Source organism: Mesorhizobium sp. M0848 (genome assembly GCF_040319805.1).
Lineage (GTDB): Bacteria > Pseudomonadota > Alphaproteobacteria > Rhizobiales > Rhizobiaceae > Mesorhizobium.
Genome location: NZ_JAMYOM010000035.1, coordinates 1 through 25,589 on the forward strand (window position 1 = coordinate 1; position 25,589 = coordinate 25,589).

Here is a 25,589-nt window from a genome sequence, read left to right on the forward strand (position 1 = left end):
GAAGGACCGGAACGAAGAGGAGGACCCTGACCGGCACGCGAAGGGTTGCGGGCTGCCGCGGCGGGTCTAGAAGGGAGTGCCGCCCGCCCCGCGCCACCGGGAAAGGCCAACAGACAAACCGCGCCGCCCGCAAGGGCGGCGGCCGTCACAGCCCGAAGGGCTGCCCACGCCAAGGGGCGAAGCCGAATGGCCGAGACCGCCTGAGCTTGCCGAAGAAAAGCGGGCTCGGTTCACGAGCACCCGGTGCGCGCTGTAAGGCGCGCGGGCACTCCTGTCAGCAGCATGAAAATGCCTGGAAACCTTCTGGTCGAGTCTCATCGACCGCGGTTTCGTCCGTGCTTCCAGATCTATTCAGAACGAGGGTTGAGTAAATCGGCCGGCTCGATTCCGAGCACTCTGGCGAGTTTTGCCACAGTATCAATACTGGCGGCATAGACCGAGCGCTCAAGTGCGCTGACATATGTTCGGTCGACGCCAGCTTCATGCGCCAGCGCTTCCTGGGACAGTTTCTTTTGTTGGCGGTGCCTACGCAGATTGCGGGCAAAGACCTCTCGGATTTCCATGCACGAGAAGCCACCCTCTTGTCGAGGATCTCACCACGGAGTATTCTCTACAAACATCAGAGGCAACAAAGGGGAGCGGCTGCACGGCATCATTTTCGCGAGGGCAAATCCCGATGAGCCGTGAACTCAAGGAGGTAAATCGTGAAGTTTGACAGCCAAACAAAGCGTAACGCCATCTACAGGTCACGTGAGCGACGCATTTGTGCCAGAAGCTCGCAAGGATCGATATCGAGAGCCTGGGTAACGTCGAGAAACTCGATTACGTCCAGCCGACGCTCACCACCCTCGTACTTGATTGTGGGCGCATCACCAACTGGGTCTGGGTGACCCCTTTGGTTTTGCGCGCCGCAATCAGCCGTTTTAGCAGCCGGCGCTGGCGAACTGATCGAAGGGATTTCGGAACCAGACGAACCGGCCAAGAAGGAACCGGCTCACCGACTAATCCCAGTTTCGGATTATCCCATTTCAGGATATTGTGCTGTGCGCGGGCGCGGAATAGGTCTTAGGCGAGACATGAAATGGTAGACAGATTGTTCCAACCTGCTGTTGCCGACGAGGTCCCATGGGCGGAGAGCCTGACCGCTTACGACGATGAGCACTTTACGACATATTTGAAGCTCTTAGACGCATGCGCCGGCAATGCCAGCGAAGAAGAGATGGCGCAGGCGATATTGGGCATCGATCCAGTGCAAGAGCCGGCTCGCGCCCAAAGGGCGGTTCGCAGCCATCTCGCGCGCGCCCACTGGCTGGTGATCGCGGGGTACAAAGAGCTGTTCTCTGGCCAAAAGGCCTGATAGTGACGATCGCTATAGAAGAAACCGCTTATACCCACCGTTCATAAGCGAGCGCTCGCGTCTGACTGCGCGGCGGACGCTGTCGCGAAGATGGTCACCGGGGTTCGGCCCAGTCCTGCTCGACGCGGGCTCTGCCGAAGAGGGCAAAGCCGATTTCGTGGTGTGGTGCGCCAGCGATGGAGCCGTCGAGCGCACGCAACACTCGGCGCAATCGCGAGCGACGGGGCTCGGCCGGAAAGAATCTCGGTGGCAGCCTTCCGGTCGACCAGAGGCCGTTCAGACATTCCAGCCCATTCAGACGCTGCTTTAGTTCCTCAGGCGACCAGAGGACGGAGGATGTCAATCGCACAGGTTCGAGGATGCTGACGCCGGAGGCAGCAAGCTGCAAGCTCCTGCCACTGTCCTCGGCCAGGAGGTGCTGATGCCCGTCCCGCGTGATGAGTATGGAAATGCGGCAGGAGCGCGGGGCGAGATCGAGCAAATCGACTCCGCGCGGCCGCGCCGCCATTTCGGCAGCAACGGGCAAAACATGCGGACATTGGCAGGGCCACCAAAAGAAGCTCGCATCAGTTCCTTTTGAGCTTGCAAAACAGAAGGCGCCACCGCGAGAGATCAACAGTGTTCGAAGCAGGCTGATAATGTCCACGGACCGGGTTCGTGCGTTCGGCACCGCGTAGCGCGTTCGCCAGATCCTTCTGGAAGTCTGGATTGCGCCTGAGGAATTCCCAGGCCCAGCCGCGGCTGGTGAGCTGCTCGACATAACCATAGGCACGATCATCTTGCCTGTCCGGCCAAGCAGGGCCAGGTCTTGTTTCGTCCATTGCAACATTTCCAGAAAGGGTTGGATTGCAGGCTCAGGCGATCTTCATGACCGGTGTCCACAGCACCGCGCCTTTGAAGCCGCCATTGCGATGGAGGGCTTGCAAGCTTTCGGTGGAGACGTTGAGATGTCCGGCAACGGCGCGCGTGTTGCCGATAGTCTGCGGATCGGACAACCGTTCGAGTGGCCAGCCAGCGCGACGCAGGATCCGCTCTACACGCAGATCCGTCAGGTGACGATGCTGCGCAGACGCGTGACAAACCAAATTCGACCATCCCGGCAAACAGCTCGTAGGTGCCAATAGCGATGCCGCCTGTTTCGGCGCGGCAGCCGGAAGATCAAGCGCAAAACGGCTGCTTTCCCAAACCCGTGGATCTTCCGGCGCCGAACGGTCTCCAAGCAGAGCGGAGAAGCTGTCGCGCAACATCGTCGGTCCGGTGGTCGGCAACAGGCGCACACAGCCGTCGATGCGCCCGGTCGGCGCCCGCAGCAACAGATAGTGGGGGCGCAGCGCATCGAAAGGATCGATCTCATAGCCACCGCTGACCGAAACGTCCCAATCAAGTCGATCCCTGAAGACGCGATGCCGCAAGCGGTGCATCTGGTTGAATTCGTCGGGGAACTCAGCGTAGCAATCCGGCGTGATCAACTGCATCATGACGGCCTTCCCTCGCATGGATAACGCCTGCGATTGAAGGCAAAGGCCGGAGTTGATACAACCTGTGCATGTGCACAGGTTGGGGAGGTTAAGTGACGTCCGATGGCCTGGATAGTGCCAGCCGAACAGCTGCCTGAATAGTTGTTGGCGCGCCAAGCTTAATCCTGGCGTTGTCACGATGATAGGCTGCGGTGCGCTGACTGATCCCCAGGATGCGGCCGATCTCCCACGCCGTTTTGCCGCGAGCCGCCCACTTCAGACACTCGATTTCCCTTCGGGACAGGACAACGCCATCTATGATCCTGCCGTCGCTCAGCTTCCGACGGGCATGGAGATGGAAGAAGATCGCGATGAGCTCGAGCGCGCGTTCATATCGGTCGATCACGCGGAAGAACAGTGGTTGCCTCTCATCGGAGGCGAAGGTCAGTGCTGCAAACAGGCCGCCGCTGTCATGGATCGGGATCGTGAAGCCGCAGCGAATGCCGAATTGCGTCGCCTCATCCATCAATTGTCGCTGTAGCGTCGTCAGTTCGAGATCGCTGCCGTGCGCATCCCAGCTGAATGTTTCCTGACGACCACGCGCCTGATGGATCACCGGGTCGAGCTTTTCATACCGACTGTGAAGGTAGTGAGATGTCCAGGGTTGAGGGTAGGTGGAAATCAGGCGCACCTTGCGGCCCTTGCCAGGCGAAGGGAAAAGATAGGCAAAAGACGGCAAATCGAGCGAAGAGGCAATCTCGCCCAGAGCGTTGCGCAGGTCCGTCGCGTCGGCGCTGTCTGCGATTTGCTCCACAAATCTATGAAAAACGTCTTGCATAGCCAAACTACTGTGAACGCGCCCACAGCCTCTGGCCGCACATAACCGAGCGCAGGCGGCTCGATCAAAGCGCACCCATTCGGGGAAGAAGTGCCCGGCAGGAGACTGAGCTCGCTGCCGGGCCGGTGCGCCTTGGGAGGGCGATATTGCGGGCCTCTTGGAGACCTATCATGCATGAGAAGCTCAGTCTCACGGTTGGTCACTTATCAAGCGGCGGTCGGAAGAGCGTCTCCTTTATGATTTTTGCAGCAGGCCGGCATTCTATGTCGTCACCATCTCGATCGCGAAGGCGGTAATGCGTTCGAGATTGGCGTCGCATTTTGCGGCATCGCGTCGCACACCCTGACGCAACTGCCGTAAAAGCGATGCGGGTCGCTTCGGGCGGCGCCAGTTCATGACGCCATAGGGATCTTGCTCCTGGACGGCATATCCTGGTCGACCCGAATGGAGGGCGTTCATCCGTCACGTCAGATCATATCGCGCCCTCGGCCTTCAGCGCGCGATAGGTCGTATCGACCGATTTCGCAGTCGCATCGACGATGATGTCGATCTCTTTTCGGGTAATGATCAGAGGTGGGGCATAGCCGAGAATATCGCCGTGCGGCATAGCCCGGCCGATGACACCATTCTCAAACAGAGCAGCGGCGGCGCGCACGCCGACCTGAAGTCCGGGTTCAAATGGCACTCGCCCTTTAGGATCCCGCATCAGCTCCACGGCGGATAGAATGCCGACGCCGCGAACCTCGCCAACGATGGGATGTCCCTCCAGTTCGGCTTTCATGCGGGCATGCCAGTACGGTCCGACATCCCGAACATGTTCCAAGATATTTTTTTCCTTTAGCAATTTGATATTGGCAAGCGCGGCCGCCGCGCAAAGCGTGTGACCGGAATATGTCCAGCCATGGCCGAGTGGGCCGTGCTTCTCCGTTCCTTGTTCCAAGACCGACCAGACGCGGTCGCCGATAATTGACCCGGAGATGGGGAGGTAGGCGGAACTCAAGCCCTTGGCGATGGTCACGAAATCCGGACTCATGCCATAAAGATGGGAACCGAATTTCTCACCGGTTCGAGCAAAGCCGCAGACCACTTCATCGGCGATCAGAAGGATATCGTACTTGTCGAGCACCTCTTGAATCTCGGTCCAGTATCCCTTCGGGGGCGGAACGATGCCTCCGGTCCCAAGTGCCGGCTCTCCGATGAAGGCTGCCACCGTCTCTGGGCCCTCAGCAAGAATAAGGGCTTCAAGTTCGTTAGCACAGCGCCTGGAGAACGCTTCCTCGCTTTCGCCATCAAGCGCCTGGCGGTAATGGTGGGGCGCCGTCGTATGGCGCACCAAATTCAGAGGCAGGTCGAAGAAATCGTGAAAAAAGGGAAGGCCTGTCAGGCTCCCGGTGACCAGCCCGGACCCGTGATATCCGCGATGCCGCGAGATGATCTTCTTCTTTTCAGGGCGGCCGAGGATATTGTTGTAGTACCAGACCAGCTTGATGTTGGTTTCGTTGGCGTCGGAACCGGAAAGGCCGAAATAGACCCTTCGCATGTTCTGGCCGAAGTATTCGACGACCGCCTCCGCCAAGACGGCAACCGGCGCCGTGCCTTGGCTGGCATAGACATGCGCGAACGGCAGTTCATGTGCTTGCCTGGCAATGGCGTCGGCTATCTCGGAGCAGCCATACCCCATATTGACGCAATAAAGCCCGCCGAAACCGTCAAGGCTCTTTCGGCCTTCCGTATCCCAGATGTAGACGCCTTCTGCGCCGGCCATAATCCGGTTTGGCGTTTCGCCGCGACTGTGCTTGGCCAAATGCGTGGACGGATGGAAGACGAAGCTTCGATCCTTCTCCCGGATTTGCTCGGTTCCCAGATTGCTCAAGCGCATCGTCCCTCTTCTTCTCGCGACCAGGCGGCGGAGAACACTCGGCCAGCCGCCTCTTTAGCAATCAACATACCGGCAAACACCTCTTGAGTTTCACGGAAATTTACGTCTTTGGCCGATGAATTCGCGGAATCGGCACCAATCGCCGTGGAAACCAAGGCTTCGGGAGTTTACCGTTGTCGTAGTGCGGACAAGGGGATCGGTGAATTGGATTTCACTGGTTTTGTCACGACAAGGCTGTAGTATTGATCGATACCCAAGCCTGCCTGCAGCAGTCCCTCCATGAAATCCTGATACGCAGCCATAGAAGGGGTTGAAACGCGCATCAGATAATCGATGCGCCCTCCTATAGCCCAGCAGTCGAGGATTTCCGGCAGGTCTTTGATCGCAGCCTCGAAATGTCGTTGGTCCTCGAGACGGTGACGATCAAGAACCACCTCCACCATCACAAAAACAATGCCCCCTACGAGGGCTGGACTTAATCGCGCGTAGAACCCCTCAATGATCCCTGCGGCTTGAAGCATACGAAGCCGCTCCGAACAGGCCGAAGCCGAAAGGTGAACACGTTTTGCGAGCTCGCTTTTCGAAATCCGACCATCTGACTGAAGCTCTGAGAGAATCCGGACGTCCCAAGCGTCTAGTCGCATAGGGTCGGGCTTCGACTTCATGACCTTTGCTCTCAAGCCGTGGTCGACAGCGCAATCAGTGCCAACCAATTCTATCATTAATTCAAGTGATCGAATGTAGTGGACGGCACCATTCTCGGCCCGCAATGCGCCAGATCGTTCGAACCATGGAAAGGCTGTAGAAGCATTGGCTATTCTCCGTCGACTAACGGAGGTGATGCAGCTGGAGAGGTAGAGTCCGCTTTCGGCGGCGACCTCGTCGTAAATAGATAACGCACTTTTTTTGAATCTCCGCTGCTTTACCTGATTGCCACCCTCGACAGCACCCGAGCATCGATCGCGTGAACGGCATGGTCTATGCAGTGTTTGCATCGGCGCATTTGGCTTCGGATAAATTGAAGGCCTTGAGGAGCCTGTGCACCGCAAATGCCCCTCGTGTTGCCGCTACTGCCAAAAGTCCGGGCGCCCAGCCCGATGTCGCGACATGGCGTATGGCCGGATCGCCCGGCCGGGAAGACTCAAACGCCGATGTTGCGTGCGATGCTGTCCGCCGCCATGCGCTTACGCCACTCAAGAGGCCCGGAATTGTGAATGCAGTTTCCCTCAACATCGACGGCCATGATGACCGGCATATCCTGCACCTCGAATTCATAGATCGCCTCCATGCCTAGATCTTGAAAGGCAACGATCCGCGCCGCCTTGATCGATTTTGAAATCAGGTACGCAGCGCCACCCACCGCGGTGAGATAGGGTGTCTTGTGTCTGACAATCGACTCTATGGCAGCCGGTCCCCTCTCCGCCTTACCCAGCATCGCCAAGAGCCCGGTCTCGGCGAGGATCTTTTCAGCAAAAGCGTCCATCCGGCTGGCGGTTGTTGGGCCAGCCGGTCCGACGACCTCATCCCTCACCGCGCGGACTGGTCCGACGTAGTAGATCACGCGTCCCCGCAGATCGACCGGGAGCGGCTTGCCGGCATCGATCAGGTCGACCATTCGCTGGTGGGCGGCGTCACGGCCCGTCAACATCTTTCCGGACAAAAGGAGGGTTTCCCCGCAGCGCCACGATGCCGTCTGTTCCTTCGTGAGCGCATCGAGATTGACCCGACGGACGCCGGTTGCATGCAAGTCCTCATGACCGATTTGGGGCCATTCGGAAAGATCGGGCGGTTGGAGCTGTACCGGTCCTGTGCCATCCAAGGTAAACTTCAAGTGCCGGTTAGCGGCGCATTGCGGGATAAGTGCCACAGGCTTGGACGCCACATGTGTAGGATAGGTCGCAACTTTGACGTCAACCACTGTCGTCAGACCACCGAAGCCCTGGGCGCCAATGCCGAGCGCGTTAATTCGCTCATAAAGCTCGATCCGCAGTTCCTCCTCCGGGTTTGAAGACCCCCTGGAAAGCAGTTCCGACATGTCAATCGGCTCGTTCATGGCCTCCTTGGCAAGCAGCATCGCCTTTTCAGCGCTACCGCCGATGCCGACCGAGATCAGGCCGGGTGGGCACCATCCGCTGCCAAGGGTCGAAACAGTGTCGACCACCCAGTCGGCAACGGACGCGCTGGGGTTCAGGGTGATGAAACGCGCCTTGTTTTCCGACCCGCCGCCTTTTGCGGCGATGGTGATCTCAATCTCGTTACCGGGCACGAGGTCGATGTGGATGACCGCCGGCGTGTTGTCACGCGTGTTCACCCGCCCGGCAAGCGGATCAGCGACGATCGATGGCCTAAGTGGGTTGTCGGGGTCCAGATACGCCCGACGGACGCCCTCATTCACGAGGTCGGCGAAACTAACCGTTGATTTGATGCGGGCGTCCATGCCGACCTTGGCAAAGACAACTACGAGACCGGTATCCTGGCAGATCGGACGCCGTCCGAAGGCGGCCATGCGGGAGTTCAGCAGAATCTGCCCGATGGCGTTCTTCGCCGCCGGGCTCTGTTCGCGCGCATATGCCTGCGAAAGGGACCGGATATAGTCGGGAGGATGGTAAAACGAGATGTACTGAAGGGCGTCTGCGACGCTCTTTGTGATAGCCTCCCCGGCAATGGTCGATCTTGTCCTATTCACGAAATTCTCATCCGAATGAACCGAACCCGTTGACCAGTTTCAGGCTCTGGAAGCTCCGCAATCCCTGCTCGCCCCCCTCATATCCATAGCCGCTTTGTTTGACGCCCCCATATGGTGCATCCGCGGAAACTCCTTTCAGGTAATTTACACTGATCGCGCCTGCCGCAAGACCGCCGATGAGCGCCCGTTTGGTATCGTCAGCGCCAGTGAAGAAGTAGGCGGCCAAGCCATAGTTAGTGGCATTGGCTTCTTCGATCGCCTCTTCGATCGTGTCGAACGGTGCCACGGTGAGGATCGGGCCGAACGGCTCGTCATGAAGCACTTTCGCATCCTTTGGTACCCCTGTCAGGATGGTTGGTGGCCAATAAAAGCCCGGCTGGTCGAGGCGGGTGCCACCGATTTCGACGCGGGCGCCGCGATCGACAGCATCCTGGATCAGACGCTGCATGGCCTCGAGTCGCCGCGCGTTTGCCATTGGGCCCATCTCCGTCGCTGGGTTCTCCGGCGGGCCGATCTTGATCTTGCGAGCAGCTTCCGTCATCCGGGACAGAAATTCCTCATAGAGAGGCCGCGCGACGAGGATCCTGCTGGGCGCATTGCAGCTTTGGCCCGCGCACTCGAATTTGTACTCCGTGAGCGCCGGTATAGCCGTTGCCAAGTCAGCATCCTCGCACACAACGACCGGGGAGTGCCCACCGAGTTCGAGGATGCACCGCTGCAAGTTATTCGCGGCGAGCTTGGCGAGCTGTTTTCCAACCTCGGTGGAGCCCGTGAAAGTTAGGACCTTGACGATCGGCGAGCTGAGGAGATGCCGGGATATTTGCACCGGAACGCCAAACACCAGATTGACCACGCCGTCCGGGATACCCGATTGTCGCAAGGCTTCGACGAAATGGACAGCCGCGCTTGGTGTCTCTTCAGCCCCTTTGAGGATCACCGGGCAGCCTGCCGCCAAAGCGGGGGCGAGCTTGCGGGCGATGAGAACGGCAGGATAGTTCCAAGGCGTTAAGGCTGCAACGACGCCGAGGGGCTCCGGGACGATCATCCGGTTCGGGCCCATAGGAATAGGGGCTGTCAGCTCTTCGGCGTGGGTGCCGTTCCACTCCAGTGTTTCGACGGCGCGCGCGTACTCACCTGTCGCTTCGGCAATCGTCTTTCCCTGTTCGGTCGACAAATCCTTCGCTGCGTCTCCCACCTTTGTGGCAAGGATCCTTGCGGCTGCCACAAGGATCTCACCACGATCTTTTGCAGACCGTGAGGACCAAGCCCGGCGGCTTCGCTCCGCAGAAGCGAGAGCCTCATCCAGATCGGACGCCGAAGCCGCAGCCACCGAGCCAAATACCCTCTCTGTCGCCGGGTTGGTCACGGGCACAGTAATTCCCTCACTACCGGCTCGCCACCTGCCGTTGATGAAAAGCTGGTAGCTGGTGGCGTTGGACATTGCATGCTCCATTTGAGTGAATTCTTGCCAGTGCGAGGCCAGCCGGTATCCGGACCATGAGCTCGCTCTCTGCAATTTCATCGCTATGGTCGGGTCCGGTCAAATATTGAATATCGCCCAAAACCATCTGGAATCCAGATTGATACGGCTTAGCCAGCCGCGGAAGAGTGGAAGCACAACTTGGCTTGAAAGATGTGCCTAAGGCCGGTCCGGAGCCGTGGCTGACCAGTGCTTGCTCTCGATCAATGTTTTCACGACCTTGGGGATCAGCTTGCGGACGGCAGAGACGGCTGGAGAGCGGTCGTCTTTCGGGTTGACGGCAAGGACAACGGAACGGGTGATCACTGGATCAATGATCTTAACCGTTCGGACTTGGCCTTGAGACGCCTCTTTCTGAATGGCCGATGGGGTAAGGATGGAATACGCCTTTCCTTCCATGACCATATTGATGATCGTAGAAAGGGAGTCGACTTCGAATCTGACGTCCAGCACACAACCGTGTTGCGCAACGACATCAGCCACCGAACGCCGGACATTGTTGTTGCGCATTGGAACCGCCAGCGGGAACGCGTGCAGGTCGGCGAGCGGTATCGAATCTTCGAAAGGCGGTTCACCCGGCGGCACCACCAAGCAAAACTCTTCACGGGCCAGCAACGTCATTTGCCCCACGCTCTCAGCAGTGCGGTATAGGACAGCCAGATTGAAGCGGCCAGCAGCCATCCACTCCTCCAGCGGTCCCGTCATGCCCTCGATCATCTTAAGCGAGATCCTTGGCAATTCGCTTCTTACCGATTCAAGCAGGGGACCGCTAAGGACGCGAGCGGCTCCGGACGGAATGCCAATGGTCACCTCTCCGGAAGGAGCAGCCACCGAGTTGGTCAGTTCCGCCTCAGTGAGCTGAATTTCCTTCAGGATGATCCGCGCGCGCTCCAGCAGCTTGCCCCCGGACGCCGTGACGCTAATGCCGGTTCTGTCGCGTACCAGCAGCTGGGTGCAGAATCCTTCCTCCAGTTGACGCACATGCAGGCTTAGAGCGCTTTGAGCAACGTTGAGGGTCGCAGCTGCCTTCGTGAAGCTGCCGGCTTCGACGACGCCGACAAAGTACCTTAACTGCCTGATGTCCATGATGACCAACTCTAACCGGGTCATGTTCCCCAGTGCTTTCATATCTATCTCGAAACGAGATGGGAGGCAAGTAACAAACCGTCGGTCAATGGCTCGAAAACCAGCCTGTCCGACCGCTGATTAAAGGCTCAGCTAATGTTAGCGAGAGCCAGGATCTCGTGGGCGCGCCGCACCACTGGCGGATCAACCATCTTACCATTCAACGAGAATGCAGACAGTCCACGCGTGGCGGCATCATTCTCCGCCGCAACAACGCGATCGGCCCACTCGACTTCCTGTGCGCTTGGCGAGAAAGCCTCATTGAATATGGCCACCTGTGTCGGATGGATCGCCAAAGCTCCGGCAAAGCCAAGCCGCCGCGCATGCATCGCGGCTTCACGAAGTTTATCAGTGTCCGAGAACTCACCGATGCTTCCTATGAAGCCTAGCGGGAGCAAGCCGGCCGCGCGGGCGGCAAAAAGAACAGAAAGGTTTGGCGTTAACAGAAGGTCGAACTCCGGGGAGCCGCCAACAGAGGCACTGAAATCTTCAGGACCCAGCGCCATTGCGACCATCCTTGGATGCGCCGACGCAATGGCCGCGAGCCTTTGCAAGGCGCCAGGGGTCTCGATCTGTGCAAGGAACCGGATGCGTCCCAGCGGAAGATTTCTTTCTCGTTCAAGTTCCGAAACCGCATTCGCGATCTCTACTACCCACTCTGCAGAATCCGTCTTCGGAAGAACCAGTGCGTCGACACCCGCCATCACGGCTGCATCGAGATCGGCCGCCGTGGCGCGAAAACCACGATTCACGCGGACCAAAACAGATGCGCCCTTGCGCGCCACCTTTACCACGGATTCGGGAAGCTGCCGCCGTGCCTCGCCCTTCTGATGCTGGGGGACGGAGTCCTCAAGGTCGAGTATGACACCATCTGACCCGCGCTGATGAGCCGCCAACACAAAGCGCGGAATGTGAGCGGGAACGAAGAGCAGCGATCTCCAGCGCGGTACGGACATCGGGCTTTCAACGGCGGGAACGGTGCCCCTGATCATGGAGTCGCCTCTGCAATCGATCTTAGCGAGCGTGGCGGCAGTGTGCATGCCGGATGGCCGATGCGCTGAGATGACGCGACATATTCACGCTCGCTGTACATCGCGAGCGCACTCACCTTACCGACAAGACGCGCGCTCACGCTGACGCAGCTCTTTCGCGCAACAGCCTCAGAACCTCTTCGCGGACAGCCTCGGTGTGGGCGCCAAGAGCCGGAACTGGGCGTAACGAGGGATGTTCCGAGTTGAAGATCGCCGCCGGCGCTATCGTCTCGACCGTTCCTTCAGGTGTGCCAACCTTAACCCTACGAATGTGTGGATGCCTTGAAACATCCACCACTTCATTCAGTCGGCCATATGCCAGGCCGGCCGCCTCAAGCTCCTGCATTGCTTCGTGGCAGGATAGTTCAGAAAACCGCCGTTCAATGATCTCATCGAGTTGCGCGCGATGACCGAGGCGCTCCATATTGTCAGCAAAGCCAGGTGCGCGTGTAAGCCCGGGCTGCTGCAGGAATTTCTCGCAGAAGTTTACCCATTCGCGGTTATTCTGAACTGAAAAGATGACCTCTTTGCCATCGGCACAACGGTAGGCGCCGTACGGGGCAAGCGACGGGTGTTTCACGCCGGCGCGTACCGTGTGGTAGCCGCTGTAGTCGCTTTGCAAAACCGGAACATTCATCCAGTCGGCGACGGCATCGAACAGTGACACCTGGACGCTGGTGCCTTCACCGGTGACCTCGCGGTGATACAGCGCCTGAAGAATGGCGCTATGTGCTGTCATGCCCGCCGAGATGTCACAAACCGAGACCCCTACACGCGCGGGCCCTTGTTGGGTGCCGGTGATCACGCACAGGCCTGCTTCGGCCTGGACGATGAGATCATAAGCCTTCAAATGGGAATACGGCCCTGTGTCCCCGAAACCAGAGATGTCGCAGGTGATCAGCCGCGGATATCGTCGACGGAGATCAGCAGACGCGAAACCCAGTTTTGCGATACTGCCCGGCTTCAGATTCTGGATAAAGACGTCAGCACTGGCAATGAGCGTGTCCAGGACAGCGCGATCCGCCCCCAACCTCAGGTCCAGACAGACCGACTCCTTACCACGGTTGAGCCAGACGAAGTAAGCGCTCTGTCCCCGCACCAGCTCGTCGTAGTTTCGGGCAAAATCACCTTCGGGCCTTTCGATCTTGATCACCCGAGCGCCGGCGTCCGCGAGGCGAGACGAAGCGTAAGGCGCAGCAACGGCCTGCTCCACGGCGACGACGGTGATCCCCTCAAGAGAGTTCTGCATGCGACACCGTGTTTTCATCCAACTTTTTCGTTTTGAGCCCGACGACGGTTCAGCATCGCCAGCAACCGGTTTTGTTCATTCCCAACAATTGAGAAGGCCTCGTCGACACCCATTCCGGGCTTTGCAAGCATCATGTCGGCCTGGGTTGCCACCGATACGTGGACACAGGTCTGGGCGGAGAGATCAGTCTCGGTACAGCTTCCCCCGACATACGCTCCGACCTTGTTTTCCTTGCAGAGGAGAACTGCCCGCGCTGTATCGGCAATTGAGCCGACATCGGGCGTCTTGATTTGGACGAGATGGGCGGCCTTCGCTTCGGCAAAGAGTCGGATATCCTCAAGCGTATTGCATCTCTCATCCACGACAATGCGCGCGCTGGAACCCCGGTTGTCCAAAATCGATACGATCTTGGCGTAGTTCTCAATTTGAGCTTGCGTCGAACCAAAATCCGCTGGGGATTCGATGTTGAGCGTGAAATCTGGGACGGTATCGGCAACCTTGCAGATAAAGTCGGCGATGCGTTGCGGCTCCAGGCCGATTTCCTCGCCGATCCAGCCATAGACATCGAAATGCAGCACCGGGTGATACCCCGGGCGGCCGATTTCGCGCGTGCGCGCCGCAACCCACTTCACGAATTCCATGAAGGTCAGGCCGCCGGCGCCGAATTTCTGCCGAGAGTTGATCAGGCCGTGGGGAAGGATGTCCACCGCTTTCAGGATCATTTTGTCGACGTTAATTTCGCGAGCGTCACCACTCTGGCAGTAAATTGGGACGCGGCACGTCGGTAGCGGCAGATCAAATTCCGCGCATATGATCTCCGCTATTGTCTTGCGCTGAAGGTGGGCGGCTGCGCGAAGAAGAGCTTGGCTCACGCCATACTCAACAGCCAGAGGTAACCGCAAATGCTCGACGGGTTCAAAAACCCTCGTGCAAGAATCACGAAACCGAGAGGCATCGACATCAAAAAGCCGCGGCGCGACTACGCATGACGTTAGATTTGAGATTTGGTTGGTGTCGAACAGAGGATCGCGTCCACCGGCACCAGAGTACTGCACATTCATCATGTCGCCCCAAACAACGGTCTCGTCCGTAAAGACGAGCCCGATGCTGAGCGAGGATGCCGGAATACGAATGGACTTAAACCCGGGCGTTTTCGGTGCGCCGACATAAATGAAGCCGTCCTGGATTGCGCCGGACCTAATGGCTTCCTGATCGTCATAGAAAAATGCGCCATTGCCAGGCGCAAGGAGGACGTCTTTGATCTGCACTTCACTTCGCTCGATTCATCTTAGAGCCATTGACGGGCGACGCACTTCCACCGGCTGCCCGCCAAGTATGTGCCATTTGGCGTTGGGTTCGCCAATATAATGTCCAGGACGGAACTATCGCGTTTTGAGATGGCCGGTACCTTCGCATACGGCACCGCGGCATCGGATGCGCTACGTCTCTACAGCTCTGTGGTGATGTCCGTGCTGCATAAGGGCAATGGACAGTCCGCGTCAGGCTCGCAATTTATGACGCAGTAGTACTAAGATGGGGTAACGTGATTCTCAGCGATTTAGCGGTCGCCCAAGGAGCACTATACATTCGTCGACTTTGACATAACCTCCGGATCGAATGCCGCAGACGACGGATGTGCCAGGCGCACGGATATCAGTGGAATCGGCCGACAGCGATTCCATCGGATGCACAATACCGATGAGATCTCCCTGCTTAACTACATCCAAGATCGAGCAGCGAGGTTCGAAGATGCCACTCGCAGGCGATTTCAGTTCATCGGACGGGCGCCGCGTTTCAAGGGTCTGGCTGGACTTCTGTTGACGGAACGTCGGAAACTCGGCTTTTCCGTCGACGAGTCCGAGCGCGATGAGTGCGTTGCGTACTCCAGCTTCGTATATCGCAAGAGCTTCGGCGCCGATCGGTCCGCCGCCGAGTTCAGGACAAACGAATACCTTGCCCTGGTTTTGGGCTAAGGTATCGAACATTCCAGGCGTTTCTGGATGTTCCCAGACCAACGTCATGGGTAACTTGAACGCTTCTGCCATCTTGATTGTCTTGGCCATGAGCTCGGGATCAGCAACGGGATGCGTCGTGGTCGCCGGTGGAAATTCCCACCCTGGTCCGTAGCTATGAAGATCAAATACCGTGTCGGCCATTGGCAACAATAGGCGCGAAACTGCATCCGCGATTCGTTCGGATAGCAACCCGTCGGCGCGGCCCGGAAACACTCGATTGAGATTCAACCCGTCGACCGGCGTATTGCGGCTGCATGCCTGCACGGCCGGTGGATTGAGCACGGGTACGATGATAACTCTTCCACAAGTTTGCGCTTCGGGCAGCCACTCGACAAGCCGTCGCGCAACAATCGGCCCCTCCAATTCATCGCCATGACATCCGCCCGTGATCAGAAGCCGCGGTCCCTCCCCTTTGTTGAGGCTGAAGACCGGGAGTGAAAGAGCTTCGCAATCGGCGCCTTTTGGGACAATAAGATGCCCTTTGCTCATCCCGGGCTTTTCGAGGTCGAACGTAAGGTGTGGTGCTTCGCTCATCGTTCAGCTTTCATTGAAATAGAATTTGCGAGACATCGTCGGCGCGTTCCGTCCAACTTGGCGCAGGGATGAAATAACCTGCGTCAAGTATTTCCTTCTCAGTGCGTAGTCTGAATTTTCTTCTCGCTGCAGTTGAACAGCGCTTATCGGTTAGATGAATACCGCGAGAACGCTCATCCGAACTATGATCCGTCGCGGCGACCGACGTCAAATTCAGTTTGCGGATCGTCGCCATCTCGTTTTGAGATAAACTCAGAGCGGCCGTAACTCCTTAGGGGAATCGCCGGGCCTGTGTCCGCCTGCGGTTGAGCGGCGCGAAAAAGGGGCGGTTTAGGCTTGAATGGGTGGGCCGTTCGGCTTCTGGTTCGCCAAAATCCTGCCCGTAGACTATTGCCAAACCCGCCATTGATATCCGCAGTCCGAATCTGCATGACCATGTGCGCACCGTAGACCCCCGCGCATCCGATGGTCGGCAAGCGAACTCACCACCGACACGGTGAAAGTGGGCGCAACGCGAACCCCGGCTCGATATCTGTCCGACAGAGCATCCGCATTGCTTCTGTCCAAGAAGAGCGCACGCGACGACGATCAGTTGACAAGCTTGACGGCGCTGAAGATCGCTAGGGCAAAGCAACTCCCGATCTTCGCGTCCGTGCGCTCGTGCTGTCGGCAAACGACGTCGAGTTCGTTATCCCGAGGAAGGGAAGCAGTACCCGGTGGATTTCGATTGATTGGGCGCGAGCATCGCATTCTGTTTTCATTGCACTTTTCATTGCACTGCTTGGGGTGAGGCAGCGGCGGGAAATGGTTACTCACAGACAGCTTTGCCTTTTCATGTGGCAGCAGGTCCCGGACACCTCGATGCGCCCTTCCACCGAGACATACGGCAGTGGGTCAGATTCGGTTGCCGATCGACAGCTCATCTCGATGAAGGTTCTCGTCAAGCTAGCGTGGTCGGCTACGGGTAGCAGGTTTCAAGGCCACTTCCGGATCTTACAGCGCAGACGATGGACGTAGTAGGCGCGCGAATGTCAGTGGAATCAGCTGACAGCGAATCCATCGGATACAGGATGCCTATGATATCTCCCTGCTTCACTTCATCCAGCAGCGAGCAGCGATGTGCTGGCGACTTCAGTTGCTCAGACGAGAGCGTGTCAAGTGTCTGGCTAGATCTAATTGACGGAAGGCCGATACTCGGCTTCTTCCGCACAAGTCCTAGCGCGATGAGCGCGTTGCGTATTCCAGCTTCGTAGATCGCGAGAGCTTCGGAATTGACCGTGCCGCCGCCAAGTTCCAGGTGTGTCGTCGCATTCCCAGACCGATATCATGGGAAATTTGAATGCTTCGGCCATTCTGACCGTCTTGCCCATCAAATCGGCAGCAGCAAAAGGATGCGTCGTGCTCGACGATGGAAAATGCCACGTTGGTGAGCTATACAGATCACATAAGGCGTCAGCCATTGGCAACGATAGGCGCGAAACAGCATTCGCGATGCGTTCGGTTACCGATCCGTCAGCGCGGCCCGGAAACACCCGATTGAGATTCAAGCCGTCGACGGGCGTATAGCGGCTCCATACCCGCACGGCCGGCGGAAATGAGCACTAGAGCGGAATGAATTGAGGCTGAATCGGCGGGGATTCCCTTAGGCTTGCAAATCTGATTCAACCTGCTGGCTGGGTCTGGAGGCCAGCATGGATGGGCAAGCCTTATTCGATGGATCTTCGCGAACGGGTTGTTGCGTCAGTTGAGCAGGGTGGCCTGTCGCGGCGGCAGGCGGCAGTACGCTTTGAGGTTGGGATCAGTACCGTCATGAGATGGGTAAGCCGGTTGCGCGAGACGAGCAGTTTTGCGCCCGGCAAGGTGGGTGGGCACAGACCGAAGAAGATTGCCGGAAAGCATCGGGAGTGGCTGCTGCTGCGCTGCCGGGCTGCGGACTTCACGCTACGCTTGTGGCCGAACCTGGCGATCGCGGTCTGAAGGTCGAGTACCGTTCGGTGTGGGAGTTCGTCCACGCCGAGAAGCTCAGCCACAAAAAAAGACGCTGATCGCGGCCGAGCAGGATGGCCCGGATGTAGCACGCCGGCGGACACAGTGGGCAAAGTATCAGGATCGCATCGATGCTTCTCGTCTGGTGTTCATCGACGAGACCTGGACCAAAACCAACATGGCCCCGCTCAGGGGATGTGCGCCACGCGGCGAGAGGATCAAAGCCAAGGTACCGCATGGCCATTGGAAAACCATGACCTTTCTGGCAGCGCTGCGCCACGACCGTGTCGAAGCACCATGGCTGATCGACGGACCGATCAACGGCGAGCGCTTCCGCTCTATGTCGATGAGGTTCTTGTCCCAATTCTCAAGCCCGGCGACATCGTCATCATGGACATGTGTGGACGCCCCCATCGATGCAAGAAGAATCTTCTACAAAGACATCGGAGCGTGGTCGGGTGCTGACATGTGTCCGGCCTCTGATGCGACGTTCGACATGCCGCGGGCCCGTATGGGAGTTCGCGGAGCGGGTCCAATTCAATCTCGCGTGCTCAACGCACGTATCCATGATCTGGTTTTCCCGATCCCGTCTCGTTGACCCTTGCGCCATACTCTCGGTTTGACCTTCTCACACTTTCGAGGCCTTCTGGCCGAGCGGAACTAACCCGCCACGGCTGGCGCCCGATAAGTTCCGCCTTTCGCCTTCAGTGCCCAGACGATGCGTGCAGTTTTGTTGGCAAGCGCGAGGATCACCAACATGGGCGGCTTGCGGCCCAAGATGCGCATGAGCCATGGGTCCGCAGATTTCCCCTTCCGCATTGCCCAGCGGTACGGCCGCGCTGGCCCCTATGAATCGCAGCCTGCGTAGCGTTCGCTCGCCCATCCGAGACGTCTCGCCGAGCTTCTGCTTTCCGCCCGTGGAGCGTTGCAGCGGCGTAAGGCCAAGCCAGGCCGCGAAGTCGCGCCCTCTCTTGAAGGTCTGAGCCGACGGAGCCAACGCGGCGAGAGCTGTCGCGGTGATCGGCCCTATACCGGGGATCGTCATCAGTCGCCTGGCTTCCGTGTCTTCCTTGGCGCGCCGGGCGATCTCGCGGTCGAGCAAAGCCATCTTCTCGTCCAACGAGCGCAATTGCTCCACGAGCAGGCGCAGGATCGAGCGGGCGACTTCGGGAACAGCGGAACCCTTGTCCTCTATCGCGGCCAGAAGCTTGGCCAAATGGAAGAGGCCTTGCGCGGCCACCATCCCGAATTCGGCAAGATGGCCGCGTATTGCATTGATGGTTTGGGTTCGCTGCCGCACCACGAGATCGCGGCCGCGAAAAACAATGGCCGCAGCTTGCTGCTCTTCGCTCTTCACCGCCACGAACCGCATGGTCGGCCTCTGTGCGGCTTCGCAGATCGCCTCCGCGTCAGCCGCATCGTTCTTCTGCCGCTTCACGAAAGGTTTGACGTAGCCCGGCGCGATCAGCCGGACGCTATGCCCAAGCCCTGAAATCTCCCGCGCCCAGTAATGGCTGCTGGCGCAGGCCTCCATCGCAACCGTGCAAGTCGGCTACTCGGCGAGGAACCGAAGCACCTGATCACGACGCAATTTCTTGCGGAACAGGGCGCTCCCGATGGATCCGCACCGTGCGCCTGAAAAACGTTATTCGCTAGATCCAACCCGATTATGTTAACTTCCAACATGGACGCCTCCTTCAAGTGATGATCAACGACACCACTTTGGCACAGCGGATGCCGCCAGGGGGCGTCCACCCCATCAATCTCGGCTCGCATAAGGGCAAGGCCGTGCGCCGCGCCATCCGCTCGGCCGGCGCCAGACTGTTCTTGCTGCCCAAATACTCGCCCGACCTGAACCCCATCGAGAAGCTCTTCGCCACGCTCAAGCATTGGCTGCGCAGGCCGCAAGCCGAACAGTTGAGACCGTCTGTGACGCCATCGGCCAAATTCTCGGCACCGTCACTTCAACTGAATGCAGAAATTACTTCACTGAGGCCGGCTATGCCCCAACCTAAATTCATCCCGCTCTAGTCTAGTAGGATGATGACCGTTCGACAGGTTTGCGCTTCTGGCAGCCACTCAGTAAGCCGTCACGCGACAATTGGCCCTTCCAATTCATCGCCATGAACATCCGCCAGGGATGAGTAGACGCGGTCCCTTCCCTCTATTGAGGCTGATGACCGGAAGCGAAAGAGCTTCGCTGTCACTGCCTGACCGCAAGATACCCCTTGCTTATGCCCGGTTCGTCGAGGTCGAACGTAAGGTATGATGTTTTGCCCATTGCTCCAGCCGCCCTTCCAGCCGAGCGCACGGAGCACAAGCAGATTGTCGAGGCATTCGCGGCATATCTCACGTATCAGAGAGGACTCGCGCGGGTACCACAACATGGCAACAGATCGTTCAAATAGCTTTACAGAATCTTTGCAACCGCAAATCGCTGACAATGATACCTTCACCGAAAGGGTCTGAGGTTAGCTAGGAATAAGAAGCCGACTCCTGTTTACGCTCAGACCACCGAACAGCACGCAACGGAGAGTCCACAGCCAATGGCAAGAAGAGCGCTCATCCTGGTTGAAGGCCATAGTCGTATTGGTCTGCTATACGTGAAAGCAGCCCAGCGCCTTGGTGTTCATCCAATTACGCTGTCAGCTGATCCAGCTCGGTACGAGTACCTTGCGGCGGAAGGGAGTGAGGCAATCCGTGTAGATACGGACAATCTCGATGCGCTGATCCGCGAATGTTCGCGGCTACGTGCGACGTATGACATTGCTGGCATTACTGGCTTTGCGGGCGATGACGAGTTGATCTATGCGACAGTTGGCGAGCTCTGCCGGTATTTCGGTCTACCGGGACCGAACCCCGCATCGATTGAACGATGCTGCAACAAATTTACTCAACGTCAGATCCTGGCGGAGGCGGGCGTTCCAATGCCTGCTTATCGTTTGGCAGCGAATGCAGCGGAGGTTGAAAGCGCTGCCGCGCAGATCGGCCTGCCGGTGGTTCTTAAGCCAGTCCTAGGCAGCGGCAGCATTGGAGTCCGATTGTGCCGCAACGTCGATGACTTAGCCGAACATGCGACCTATCTGTTGAGCGGGAGGCACATCTGGCGGTCTTCGCTGCGGATATTGGTCGAAGAATTCGCACAAGGCCCACACTATAGCGCTGACATAATGGGAAATGAAGTCATTGGGATTGAGGCCGCTGAATTCGGCCCCCCACCGCATTTCATCTTTCGTGAGTACACCCATCCAGCCCCGCTGACTGATGAGGAGTATAGACGCATCGCCGATGTTTCACTGAGCTGTTTGCAAGCTCTCGGCCTTGGATGGGGGCCATCCTTCGTTGAATTCCGGTGGACGAAGCGTGGGCCAGTCGTCATTGAAGTCAATCCGCGTATTGCGGGTGGGGCCAATCCTCAGCTGGTTCAGCTGGCTTACGGTGTCGATCTCGTCACCGAGCACATCAAGCTTGTCGTCGGCGAGGCATGGGATTTGCGCAAAAGGCATTCGCAAACTGCGGGCGCGCGGTTCCTAATCGCAGATCGCGATGGCACCCTAGATTGGATCAGTGGCGACAGTCAGGCGGCTGCCTTACCGGGTGTCGTCGAGGTGGAATTGTATGCTAAATCCAAGACGCCGATCGTCAGAAAAGGTGATTATCGAGACCGCATTGGGCATGTCGTCGCTGCTTCACTTAACCGTGCTCCGATCGCGGCGATACTTGAGCGAGCCGTCGACTTAGTTAGTTGGTCGATCACACCTTTTCCGACCCCCGGCGAACAGGAACAATCTGAAGCCCCTCCCCCCGCACCAGCGGTGGTGACGCTACGCAACAGCTGATCGTCGCCAAGCAACAGCTGATCGTCGCCAAACATTGGCGCACTCGAGAGCAGGGGAGTTGCAGGTCAGATGACACTTATCTTCGTTTCTGGGCACCTCCATACTCTCGAAGCACCGCGGTAACGGGTTCATTGCGTCCCCAGCCGTGCCGGCGAGTCGCCCGACTTGTCTCAAAAGCCCAAATTTGAGTCTGGAACATATTCCCGTAAGCAGTGAAGCTATTGGGGTGCGCGAGGCAGCCTCGAAGCTCGCGCGCGCACGTGGAAGCGGCCCCGCTGGGGTTGGGGCTGGGGCCGGGGCTTGAGCACGCTGCCACGCATTACGCCATGAATTTGCGGCACCCGTGGCCGCCTTTACTATCGGCTCGACACTCGTAGCGGTAATCCTCCAGTTGCTCATCCCCCAGCTTCTCGGCCGGGCCATCGACTAGACCTAGACAGCCATCGGGGGCGGTATCTCCGGGGCGGCCGCCGAGGATCGCCACGCCATGCTGTCGCATGGAGCGCGGTGGCGTCGAGCTTGGCGTGCCCGAGCAGGACCTGGATGACGCGGATATCGATGTTCTGCTCCAGCAGATTGCAAATTCCGACGATTAACCGGACACCGTTCCGATCAAAACCTCGCGGTCGGCGAGCAGGCAGCGGATGGAGGCGGCGGGAAACAGGCTAGATAATGGCGCATCAGCTCGCGCATGGTCGCTCGCCACGCTCTTGCGGCGCAGGCGGGCCCGATGCGCAACCCTCGTCGGGCACATCAACGGCACGGCAAGCACCACGCGCGAGCCTCTTCGTCTTGCCGCCAAACGCCTTGGCAATGGCGAATGGCTGATCGTGGCCACCAATCGCCCCGATTCCAAAGCAAGCCCTCAACGACTATCGAAAGAGATGGGGGATCGAATGCCTGTTCGGCGATACCAAGACACGGGGCCTCAATCTCGAGGATACTCACATCACCAACCCTGAGAAGCTCGCAAGCCTCATCGTCGTCGTCATGCTCGCAATCACATGGGCCTATCGATGCGCCACCCAGACCATGGGCATGAAGGCCAGACCGCGCAAAAGCCACGGAAGACGGGAGAAGTCGTGGTTCCGTATCGGTCTCGACGCGCTGAGGAACTGGATACTCAACAGCCCAAAAGCAGCTGCCCAAGCATGGCTCGATAAAGCTCCCCGAAGAGCGAGTACGGTCTCAAAACGAGCCTGAGTCGTGTACTGTGATGCAGGATTGGACATCTCGGTGAAAGAGACGGCGGTTTGCATTGTGGACGAAACAGGCACGGTTGCCGCGAGATGAAAGTCCCCAGCTATCCGGATGATCTTGCGCGGGTGCTCAAAGATCCCGCCTGGCGGCTTGAACGCGTCGGGCTTCAAGCCGGGTCGCTGTCGCAACGGCTGTTCAGCGGGTTGGCGGAAGTCGGATTACCGGTGGTCTGCATCGAAACCCGCCACACCAAGGCGTTCCTAAAGCACAGGTGAACAAATCCGATCGAATTGATGCGCGCGGGATTGCGCAGATGATGCGGGTCAATCTGTTCCGCCCAGTGCATGTGAAAGACATTGATGAGTCAGAAGCGCCGGGCGCTTCTGACCGCGCGGAAGCTGCTACAAGAAAAGGCGATTGCCATTGAGAACGACATTCGCGTGCTGCGCCGAGATCATCGAACCGCTTCTCGACGCTCCCGGCAAGCTGCGGCAGCACATTGCCACCCTTCACCGCAAGCTTCTGGCGATCGTCCGGGATGATGAGGTTTGCCGCCGGCTGACGACGATCCCGGGCGTGGGCCCGGTCGTGGCGCTGGCCATCGACATTCTGGCCCGCTTCCGCAACTCGAAAGCGGTCGGGCCAGTTTTGGGCTTGACGCCGGTGCTCAATGAGTCGGGCGAAAGCCGCGGTGTCGGCCGCATCTCGCTATGCGGTGACGATATGATGCGAACGCTGCTCTACGAAGCCGCGCAGGTCATGCTGACGCGCGTGACGAAGTGGTCCTGGATGAAGGCCTGGGCGATGAACATCGCCAAGCGGCGTGGCCGGCAGAGGGCCATCGTCGCGCTCGCACGTCGGCTGGCGGTGATCATGCATCGCATGTGGAGTGATGGCACACAGTTCCGCTTGACCAGGAAGGAAATCATGCCGGACGCAGTCTAACTTGGTCCGTTAAGAGAAGAAGGAGACAACAGAGTTCCACTTGCCAGTGGAAAGATGTCCTTCGCGGGACGATGAATGAGGTGAGTTCGTACATCAGTTAGTACCGGTCGCACACGCCGCGATCAGGACGACACGCAGATTGTTCCACCTCGTTCTGCGGATTCCCCATACTGGGAGGGCCGAGGCGCCGATCCCGAAGAGAAGCAAGACCCGCGAAAGACGTCAGATGCTGGCAAAGCGGAAAGCTCGAAAGCGCTTGACCTCAACTCGCCGAATAGAGAAGCGGATGTAGTCTCGGCGCGCGTCCTCGGTGAAGCCACTCACGTTCATGTCTTCGATCATGCGCTCGCGCAGCGCGCTGCTGGACGGATGCAAAGGGATCGGTGATCATCGGATGCTCCTCTCAAGCAGAAGGTTGACCCTTCATGCTCGGGAGCGGATCACCTTCCGTCACCCCTAATCATTCGCAGCCTCACCAACGCCGCCGTCTACGCGCCAGCCTCGAAACTCGCGCCCTCCCGCGCGAGCGGGTTCCTTCATTGACCCGATTGAGACGTAGAACGCTCCACCATGGTGTCATTCGAGCCGATGCCGCCCGGCTCGGTCGCACAACTTCGGGGCGCATGGCAACGAAGCACCCAACGTCATGATCTGGGCCGAGAGGCGACAGTCCGCTCTTCGGCAGGAATCGGCGAAAGCTAAAAGTTCTCTGCCGAGTTCTTCAAGCGACTTGGACGTGAACATGGCGTGAAAATACGCGAGTCTGCCGATTTGGCGTCATGACCGATACGCAGGCGCCACCAGCAAACCTGTCCAGATACCGCTTTCCGTCCATGTCAGTGATGTACATGCCGTCACCCCTGCACACGATCAGAAGTTTACGTCTGGGAAGCCGACGAAACACGCCTGTCATAAATCGTCTCCTTGACTTTATGCATTCGCATGACATTAGCAAGAGATAATCCTGCGGGGAATATCTTCTCTAGCATGTGACGACCGAAAGTAATTTATGTTTTTGTGCAAACAGTTCTCTTGAATTGCCGATACGATCGAGCGACTGCGCCAAAATACTTGCTCTACTTTCTTCGAGATGCTTCCTCCACTATTACGGCTGAAGCAGATCTCGGTTTCCAGAGAGCCAGGTTCTCAATCCAGCATCGAATTTGAGGCATGTCGATAATCCCGTCCCCATCGGGCCTCGGTCGAAGACCATATGGTGCATCGGAACCACCAAATCCCAACTCATCTGTTCTGCGCAACGGCTTGCCCTCGGGCGTGCCGGCGTCAACAATTGTGGCAAATTCTTCTAGTAGTAAGCTGAAACCGATCAGTACACAGCACTACCGACTTGTAACTTGTGGTTCTGCGTAATCTACAACAAGTAAACTCTCGATTTTTACAGCCGTCTCTGGAGTAACCTCAAAAACCATCCTCGTCGTGTTATCGTAAATTCTGTCCTCGACATAGAAAAATCCGATCTTCTGATTTTTTCGAAGCGAACGCTTGTTTGTTGGGCGAATGAATCCAGTCACTTTCTTTAGCTTTAAACGATCGAAAGCAAATTGCACTACTGCCCTGCCGGCCTCGACCGCGATCCCCTTCCCCGAGGCCGCAAGGTGGAGGCAGGTTACGATTTCCACGTTATTCGGACCTTCGGGCAGATACGGGCCGCTGCACTTCAATCCACAATAGCCAGCGAATTTTCTGGCTTGGCCTTCATCCTTGACGAACACCATCCAAAAGCCGAAACGATTGTGCTGCCAATGATTGATGAACTGAAGCAGTGCAGCTTTTGACTGCTCTATCGTCGGATAGACTCCATCCCTGATGGCGTTCACCACGAATGGGTCGCTATGAAGTCCATGTAGAAGAAGCTCGTCGCCATGAGACGGCGGCCTTAGGATCAGGCGCGGCGTTTCCAGGATGTGCATGAGCAGATTCCTTTTCTGAGCGGCACCTACAACAAAT

General features: G+C 58.1%; 20 protein-coding genes and 4 pseudogenes. 6 read left to right on the forward strand and 18 right to left on the reverse strand.

Translation table 11 applies throughout. The features are described from left to right. Window positions 1–347: 347 nt before the first annotated feature. A complete protein-coding gene (locus NKH95_RS29560; protein WP_352894079.1) occupies window positions 348–563 on the reverse strand; it encodes a helix-turn-helix domain-containing protein in 216 nt (71 codons plus the stop codon). Window positions 564–1,081: 518 nt separating this feature from the next. On the opposite strand from NKH95_RS29560, the gene NKH95_RS29565 reads away from it, so the two are divergent. Further along, window positions 1,082–1,357 carry a DNA -binding domain-containing protein gene (locus NKH95_RS29565; protein ID WP_352894082.1) on the forward strand — a complete coding sequence of 92 codons (276 nt, stop codon included), beginning with the start codon at window positions 1,082–1,084 and terminating at the stop codon, window positions 1,355–1,357. Between the two features lie 94 nt (window positions 1,358–1,451). Here the strand turns inward: NKH95_RS29565 and NKH95_RS29570 are convergent, their stop codons facing one another. From NKH95_RS29570 to NKH95_RS29635, 14 genes are all read right to left on the reverse strand, one after another. Continuing rightward, window positions 1,452–2,003 (reverse strand): DNA -binding domain-containing protein, encoded by a 552-nt coding sequence (locus NKH95_RS29570; RefSeq protein ID WP_352894085.1) that lies wholly within the window; start codon window positions 2,001–2,003, stop codon window positions 1,452–1,454. Next, window positions 1,924–2,178: a transcriptional regulator domain-containing protein gene (locus NKH95_RS29575; protein ID WP_352894088.1), complete on the reverse strand. Its 255-nt coding sequence runs from the start codon at window positions 2,176–2,178 to the stop codon at window positions 1,924–1,926. Before NKH95_RS29575 ends, NKH95_RS29570 begins: the two co-directional genes overlap by 80 nt. Before the next feature lie 33 nt (window positions 2,179–2,211). After that, window positions 2,212–2,832 carry an acyl-homoserine-lactone synthase gene (locus NKH95_RS29580; protein ID WP_352894091.1) on the reverse strand — a complete coding sequence of 207 codons (621 nt, stop codon included), beginning with the start codon at window positions 2,830–2,832 and terminating at the stop codon, window positions 2,212–2,214. Window positions 2,833–2,923: 91 nt separating this feature from the next. Then, complete coding sequence (locus NKH95_RS29585) at window positions 2,924–3,652, reverse strand: LuxR family transcriptional regulator (RefSeq protein WP_352894094.1); 729 nt, start codon at window positions 3,650–3,652, stop codon at window positions 2,924–2,926. A gap of 472 nt (window positions 3,653–4,124) precedes the next feature. Further along, window positions 4,125–5,531 carry an aminotransferase gene (locus NKH95_RS29590; RefSeq protein ID WP_352894097.1) on the reverse strand — a complete coding sequence of 469 codons (1,407 nt, stop codon included), beginning with the start codon at window positions 5,529–5,531 and terminating at the stop codon, window positions 4,125–4,127. Between the two features lie 167 nt (window positions 5,532–5,698). Then, window positions 5,699–6,526: an Lrp/AsnC family transcriptional regulator gene (locus NKH95_RS29595; protein WP_352894099.1), complete on the reverse strand. Its 828-nt coding sequence runs from the start codon at window positions 6,524–6,526 to the stop codon at window positions 5,699–5,701. A 146-nt stretch (window positions 6,527–6,672) separates the two neighbouring features. Further along, window positions 6,673–8,217 (reverse strand): fumarate hydratase, encoded by a 1,545-nt coding sequence (locus tag NKH95_RS29600; RefSeq protein WP_352894101.1) that lies wholly within the window; start codon window positions 8,215–8,217, stop codon window positions 6,673–6,675. A 7-nt stretch (window positions 8,218–8,224) separates the two neighbouring features. Beyond that, window positions 8,225–9,658, reverse strand: a complete 1,434-nt coding sequence (locus NKH95_RS29605; RefSeq protein WP_352894104.1) for an aldehyde dehydrogenase family protein — start codon at window positions 9,656–9,658, stop codon at window positions 8,225–8,227. 198 nt (window positions 9,659–9,856) lie between these two features. After that, window positions 9,857–10,783, reverse strand: a complete 927-nt coding sequence (locus tag NKH95_RS29610; protein ID WP_352894159.1) for a LysR family transcriptional regulator — start codon at window positions 10,781–10,783, stop codon at window positions 9,857–9,859. Window positions 10,784–10,911: 128 nt separating this feature from the next. Further along, window positions 10,912–11,814, reverse strand: coding sequence for an HpcH/HpaI aldolase/citrate lyase family protein (locus NKH95_RS29615; RefSeq protein ID WP_352894106.1), 903 nt, complete (start codon window positions 11,812–11,814; stop codon window positions 10,912–10,914). Between the two features lie 136 nt (window positions 11,815–11,950). Further along, on the reverse strand, window positions 11,951–13,102 hold the full coding sequence (locus NKH95_RS29620) for a CaiB/BaiF CoA transferase family protein (protein ID WP_352894109.1): 1,152 nt from the start codon (window positions 13,100–13,102) through the stop codon (window positions 11,951–11,953). A gap of 14 nt (window positions 13,103–13,116) precedes the next feature. Beyond that, window positions 13,117–14,370: a methylaspartate ammonia-lyase gene (locus tag NKH95_RS29625; protein WP_352894111.1), complete on the reverse strand. Its 1,254-nt coding sequence runs from the start codon at window positions 14,368–14,370 to the stop codon at window positions 13,117–13,119. A 282-nt stretch (window positions 14,371–14,652) separates the two neighbouring features. Next, a complete protein-coding gene (locus NKH95_RS29630; protein WP_352894114.1) occupies window positions 14,653–15,651 on the reverse strand; it encodes a succinylglutamate desuccinylase/aspartoacylase family protein in 999 nt (332 codons plus the stop codon). Between the two features lie 1,172 nt (window positions 15,652–16,823). Further along, window positions 16,824–17,234: a M14 family metallopeptidase gene (locus tag NKH95_RS29635; RefSeq protein ID WP_352894116.1), complete on the reverse strand. Its 411-nt coding sequence runs from the start codon at window positions 17,232–17,234 to the stop codon at window positions 16,824–16,826. A 112-nt stretch (window positions 17,235–17,346) separates the two neighbouring features. Here NKH95_RS29635 and NKH95_RS29640 point away from each other — a divergent pair. Continuing rightward, window positions 17,347–18,042, forward strand: a pseudogene (locus NKH95_RS29640) (IS630 family transposase); the annotation flags it as partial. A 255-nt stretch (window positions 18,043–18,297) separates the two neighbouring features. Here the strand turns inward: NKH95_RS29640 and NKH95_RS29645 are convergent. Further along, window positions 18,298–19,323, reverse strand: a pseudogene (locus tag NKH95_RS29645) (IS110 family RNA-guided transposase). 75 nt (window positions 19,324–19,398) lie between these two features. Here NKH95_RS29645 and NKH95_RS29650 point away from each other — a divergent pair. Further along, a pseudogene (locus NKH95_RS29650) lies at window positions 19,399–19,652 on the forward strand (transposase); the annotation flags it as partial. A gap of 531 nt (window positions 19,653–20,183) precedes the next feature. Continuing rightward, window positions 20,184–21,476, forward strand: a complete 1,293-nt coding sequence (locus NKH95_RS29655) for an ATP-grasp domain-containing protein (RefSeq protein WP_352894118.1) — start codon at window positions 20,184–20,186, stop codon at window positions 21,474–21,476. 592 nt (window positions 21,477–22,068) lie between these two features. Here NKH95_RS29655 and NKH95_RS29665 read toward each other — a convergent pair. Next, window positions 22,069–22,314 carry a hypothetical protein gene (locus NKH95_RS29665; RefSeq protein ID WP_352894119.1) on the reverse strand — a complete coding sequence of 82 codons (246 nt, stop codon included), beginning with the start codon at window positions 22,312–22,314 and terminating at the stop codon, window positions 22,069–22,071. Window positions 22,315–22,325: 11 nt separating this feature from the next. On the opposite strand from NKH95_RS29665, the gene NKH95_RS29670 reads away from it, so the two are divergent. After that, on the forward strand, window positions 22,326–22,679 hold the full coding sequence (locus NKH95_RS29670) for a transposase (RefSeq protein ID WP_352894162.1): 354 nt from the start codon (window positions 22,326–22,328) through the stop codon (window positions 22,677–22,679). Between the two features lie 3 nt (window positions 22,680–22,682). Continuing rightward, window positions 22,683–23,621, forward strand: a pseudogene (locus NKH95_RS29675) (IS110 family transposase). A 1,340-nt stretch (window positions 23,622–24,961) separates the two neighbouring features. On the opposite strand, the gene NKH95_RS29680 reads toward NKH95_RS29675, so the two are convergent. Beyond that, window positions 24,962–25,552, reverse strand: coding sequence for a GNAT family N-acetyltransferase (locus NKH95_RS29680; RefSeq protein ID WP_352894120.1), 591 nt, complete (start codon window positions 25,550–25,552; stop codon window positions 24,962–24,964). Between the last annotated feature and the right edge of the window lie 37 nt (window positions 25,553–25,589).

Bases quoted from the DNA above. Each gene is read 5' to 3' on its own strand.
- NKH95_RS29560 (WP_352894079.1), bottom strand. From the start codon at position 563: ATGGAAATCCGAGAGGTCTTTGCCCGCAATCTGCGTAGGCACCGCCAA.
- NKH95_RS29565 (WP_352894082.1), top strand. From the start codon at position 1,082: ATGGTAGACAGATTGTTCCAACCTGCTGTTGCCGACGAGGTCCCATGG.
- NKH95_RS29575 (WP_352894088.1), bottom strand. From the start codon at position 2,178: ATGGACGAAACAAGACCTGGCCCTGCTTGGCCGGACAGGCAAGATGAT.
- NKH95_RS29580 (WP_352894091.1), bottom strand. From the start codon at position 2,832: ATGCAGTTGATCACGCCGGATTGCTACGCTGAGTTCCCCGACGAATTC.
- NKH95_RS29585 (WP_352894094.1), bottom strand. From the start codon at position 3,652: ATGCAAGACGTTTTTCATAGATTTGTGGAGCAAATCGCAGACAGCGCC.
- NKH95_RS29590 (WP_352894097.1), bottom strand. From the start codon at position 5,531: ATGCGCTTGAGCAATCTGGGAACCGAGCAAATCCGGGAGAAGGATCGA.
- NKH95_RS29595 (WP_352894099.1), bottom strand. From the start codon at position 6,526: ATGCAAACACTGCATAGACCATGCCGTTCACGCGATCGATGCTCGGGT.
- NKH95_RS29605 (WP_352894104.1), bottom strand. From the start codon at position 9,658: ATGTCCAACGCCACCAGCTACCAGCTTTTCATCAACGGCAGGTGGCGA.
- NKH95_RS29610 (WP_352894159.1), bottom strand. From the start codon at position 10,783: ATGGACATCAGGCAGTTAAGGTACTTTGTCGGCGTCGTCGAAGCCGGC.
- NKH95_RS29615 (WP_352894106.1), bottom strand. From the start codon at position 11,814: ATGATCAGGGGCACCGTTCCCGCCGTTGAAAGCCCGATGTCCGTACCG.
- NKH95_RS29620 (WP_352894109.1), bottom strand. From the start codon at position 13,102: ATGCAGAACTCTCTTGAGGGGATCACCGTCGTCGCCGTGGAGCAGGCC.
- NKH95_RS29630 (WP_352894114.1), bottom strand. From the start codon at position 15,651: ATGAGCGAAGCACCACACCTTACGTTCGACCTCGAAAAGCCCGGGATG.
- NKH95_RS29655 (WP_352894118.1), top strand. From the start codon at position 20,184: ATGGCAAGAAGAGCGCTCATCCTGGTTGAAGGCCATAGTCGTATTGGT.
- NKH95_RS29680 (WP_352894120.1), bottom strand. From the start codon at position 25,552: ATGCACATCCTGGAAACGCCGCGCCTGATCCTAAGGCCGCCGTCTCAT.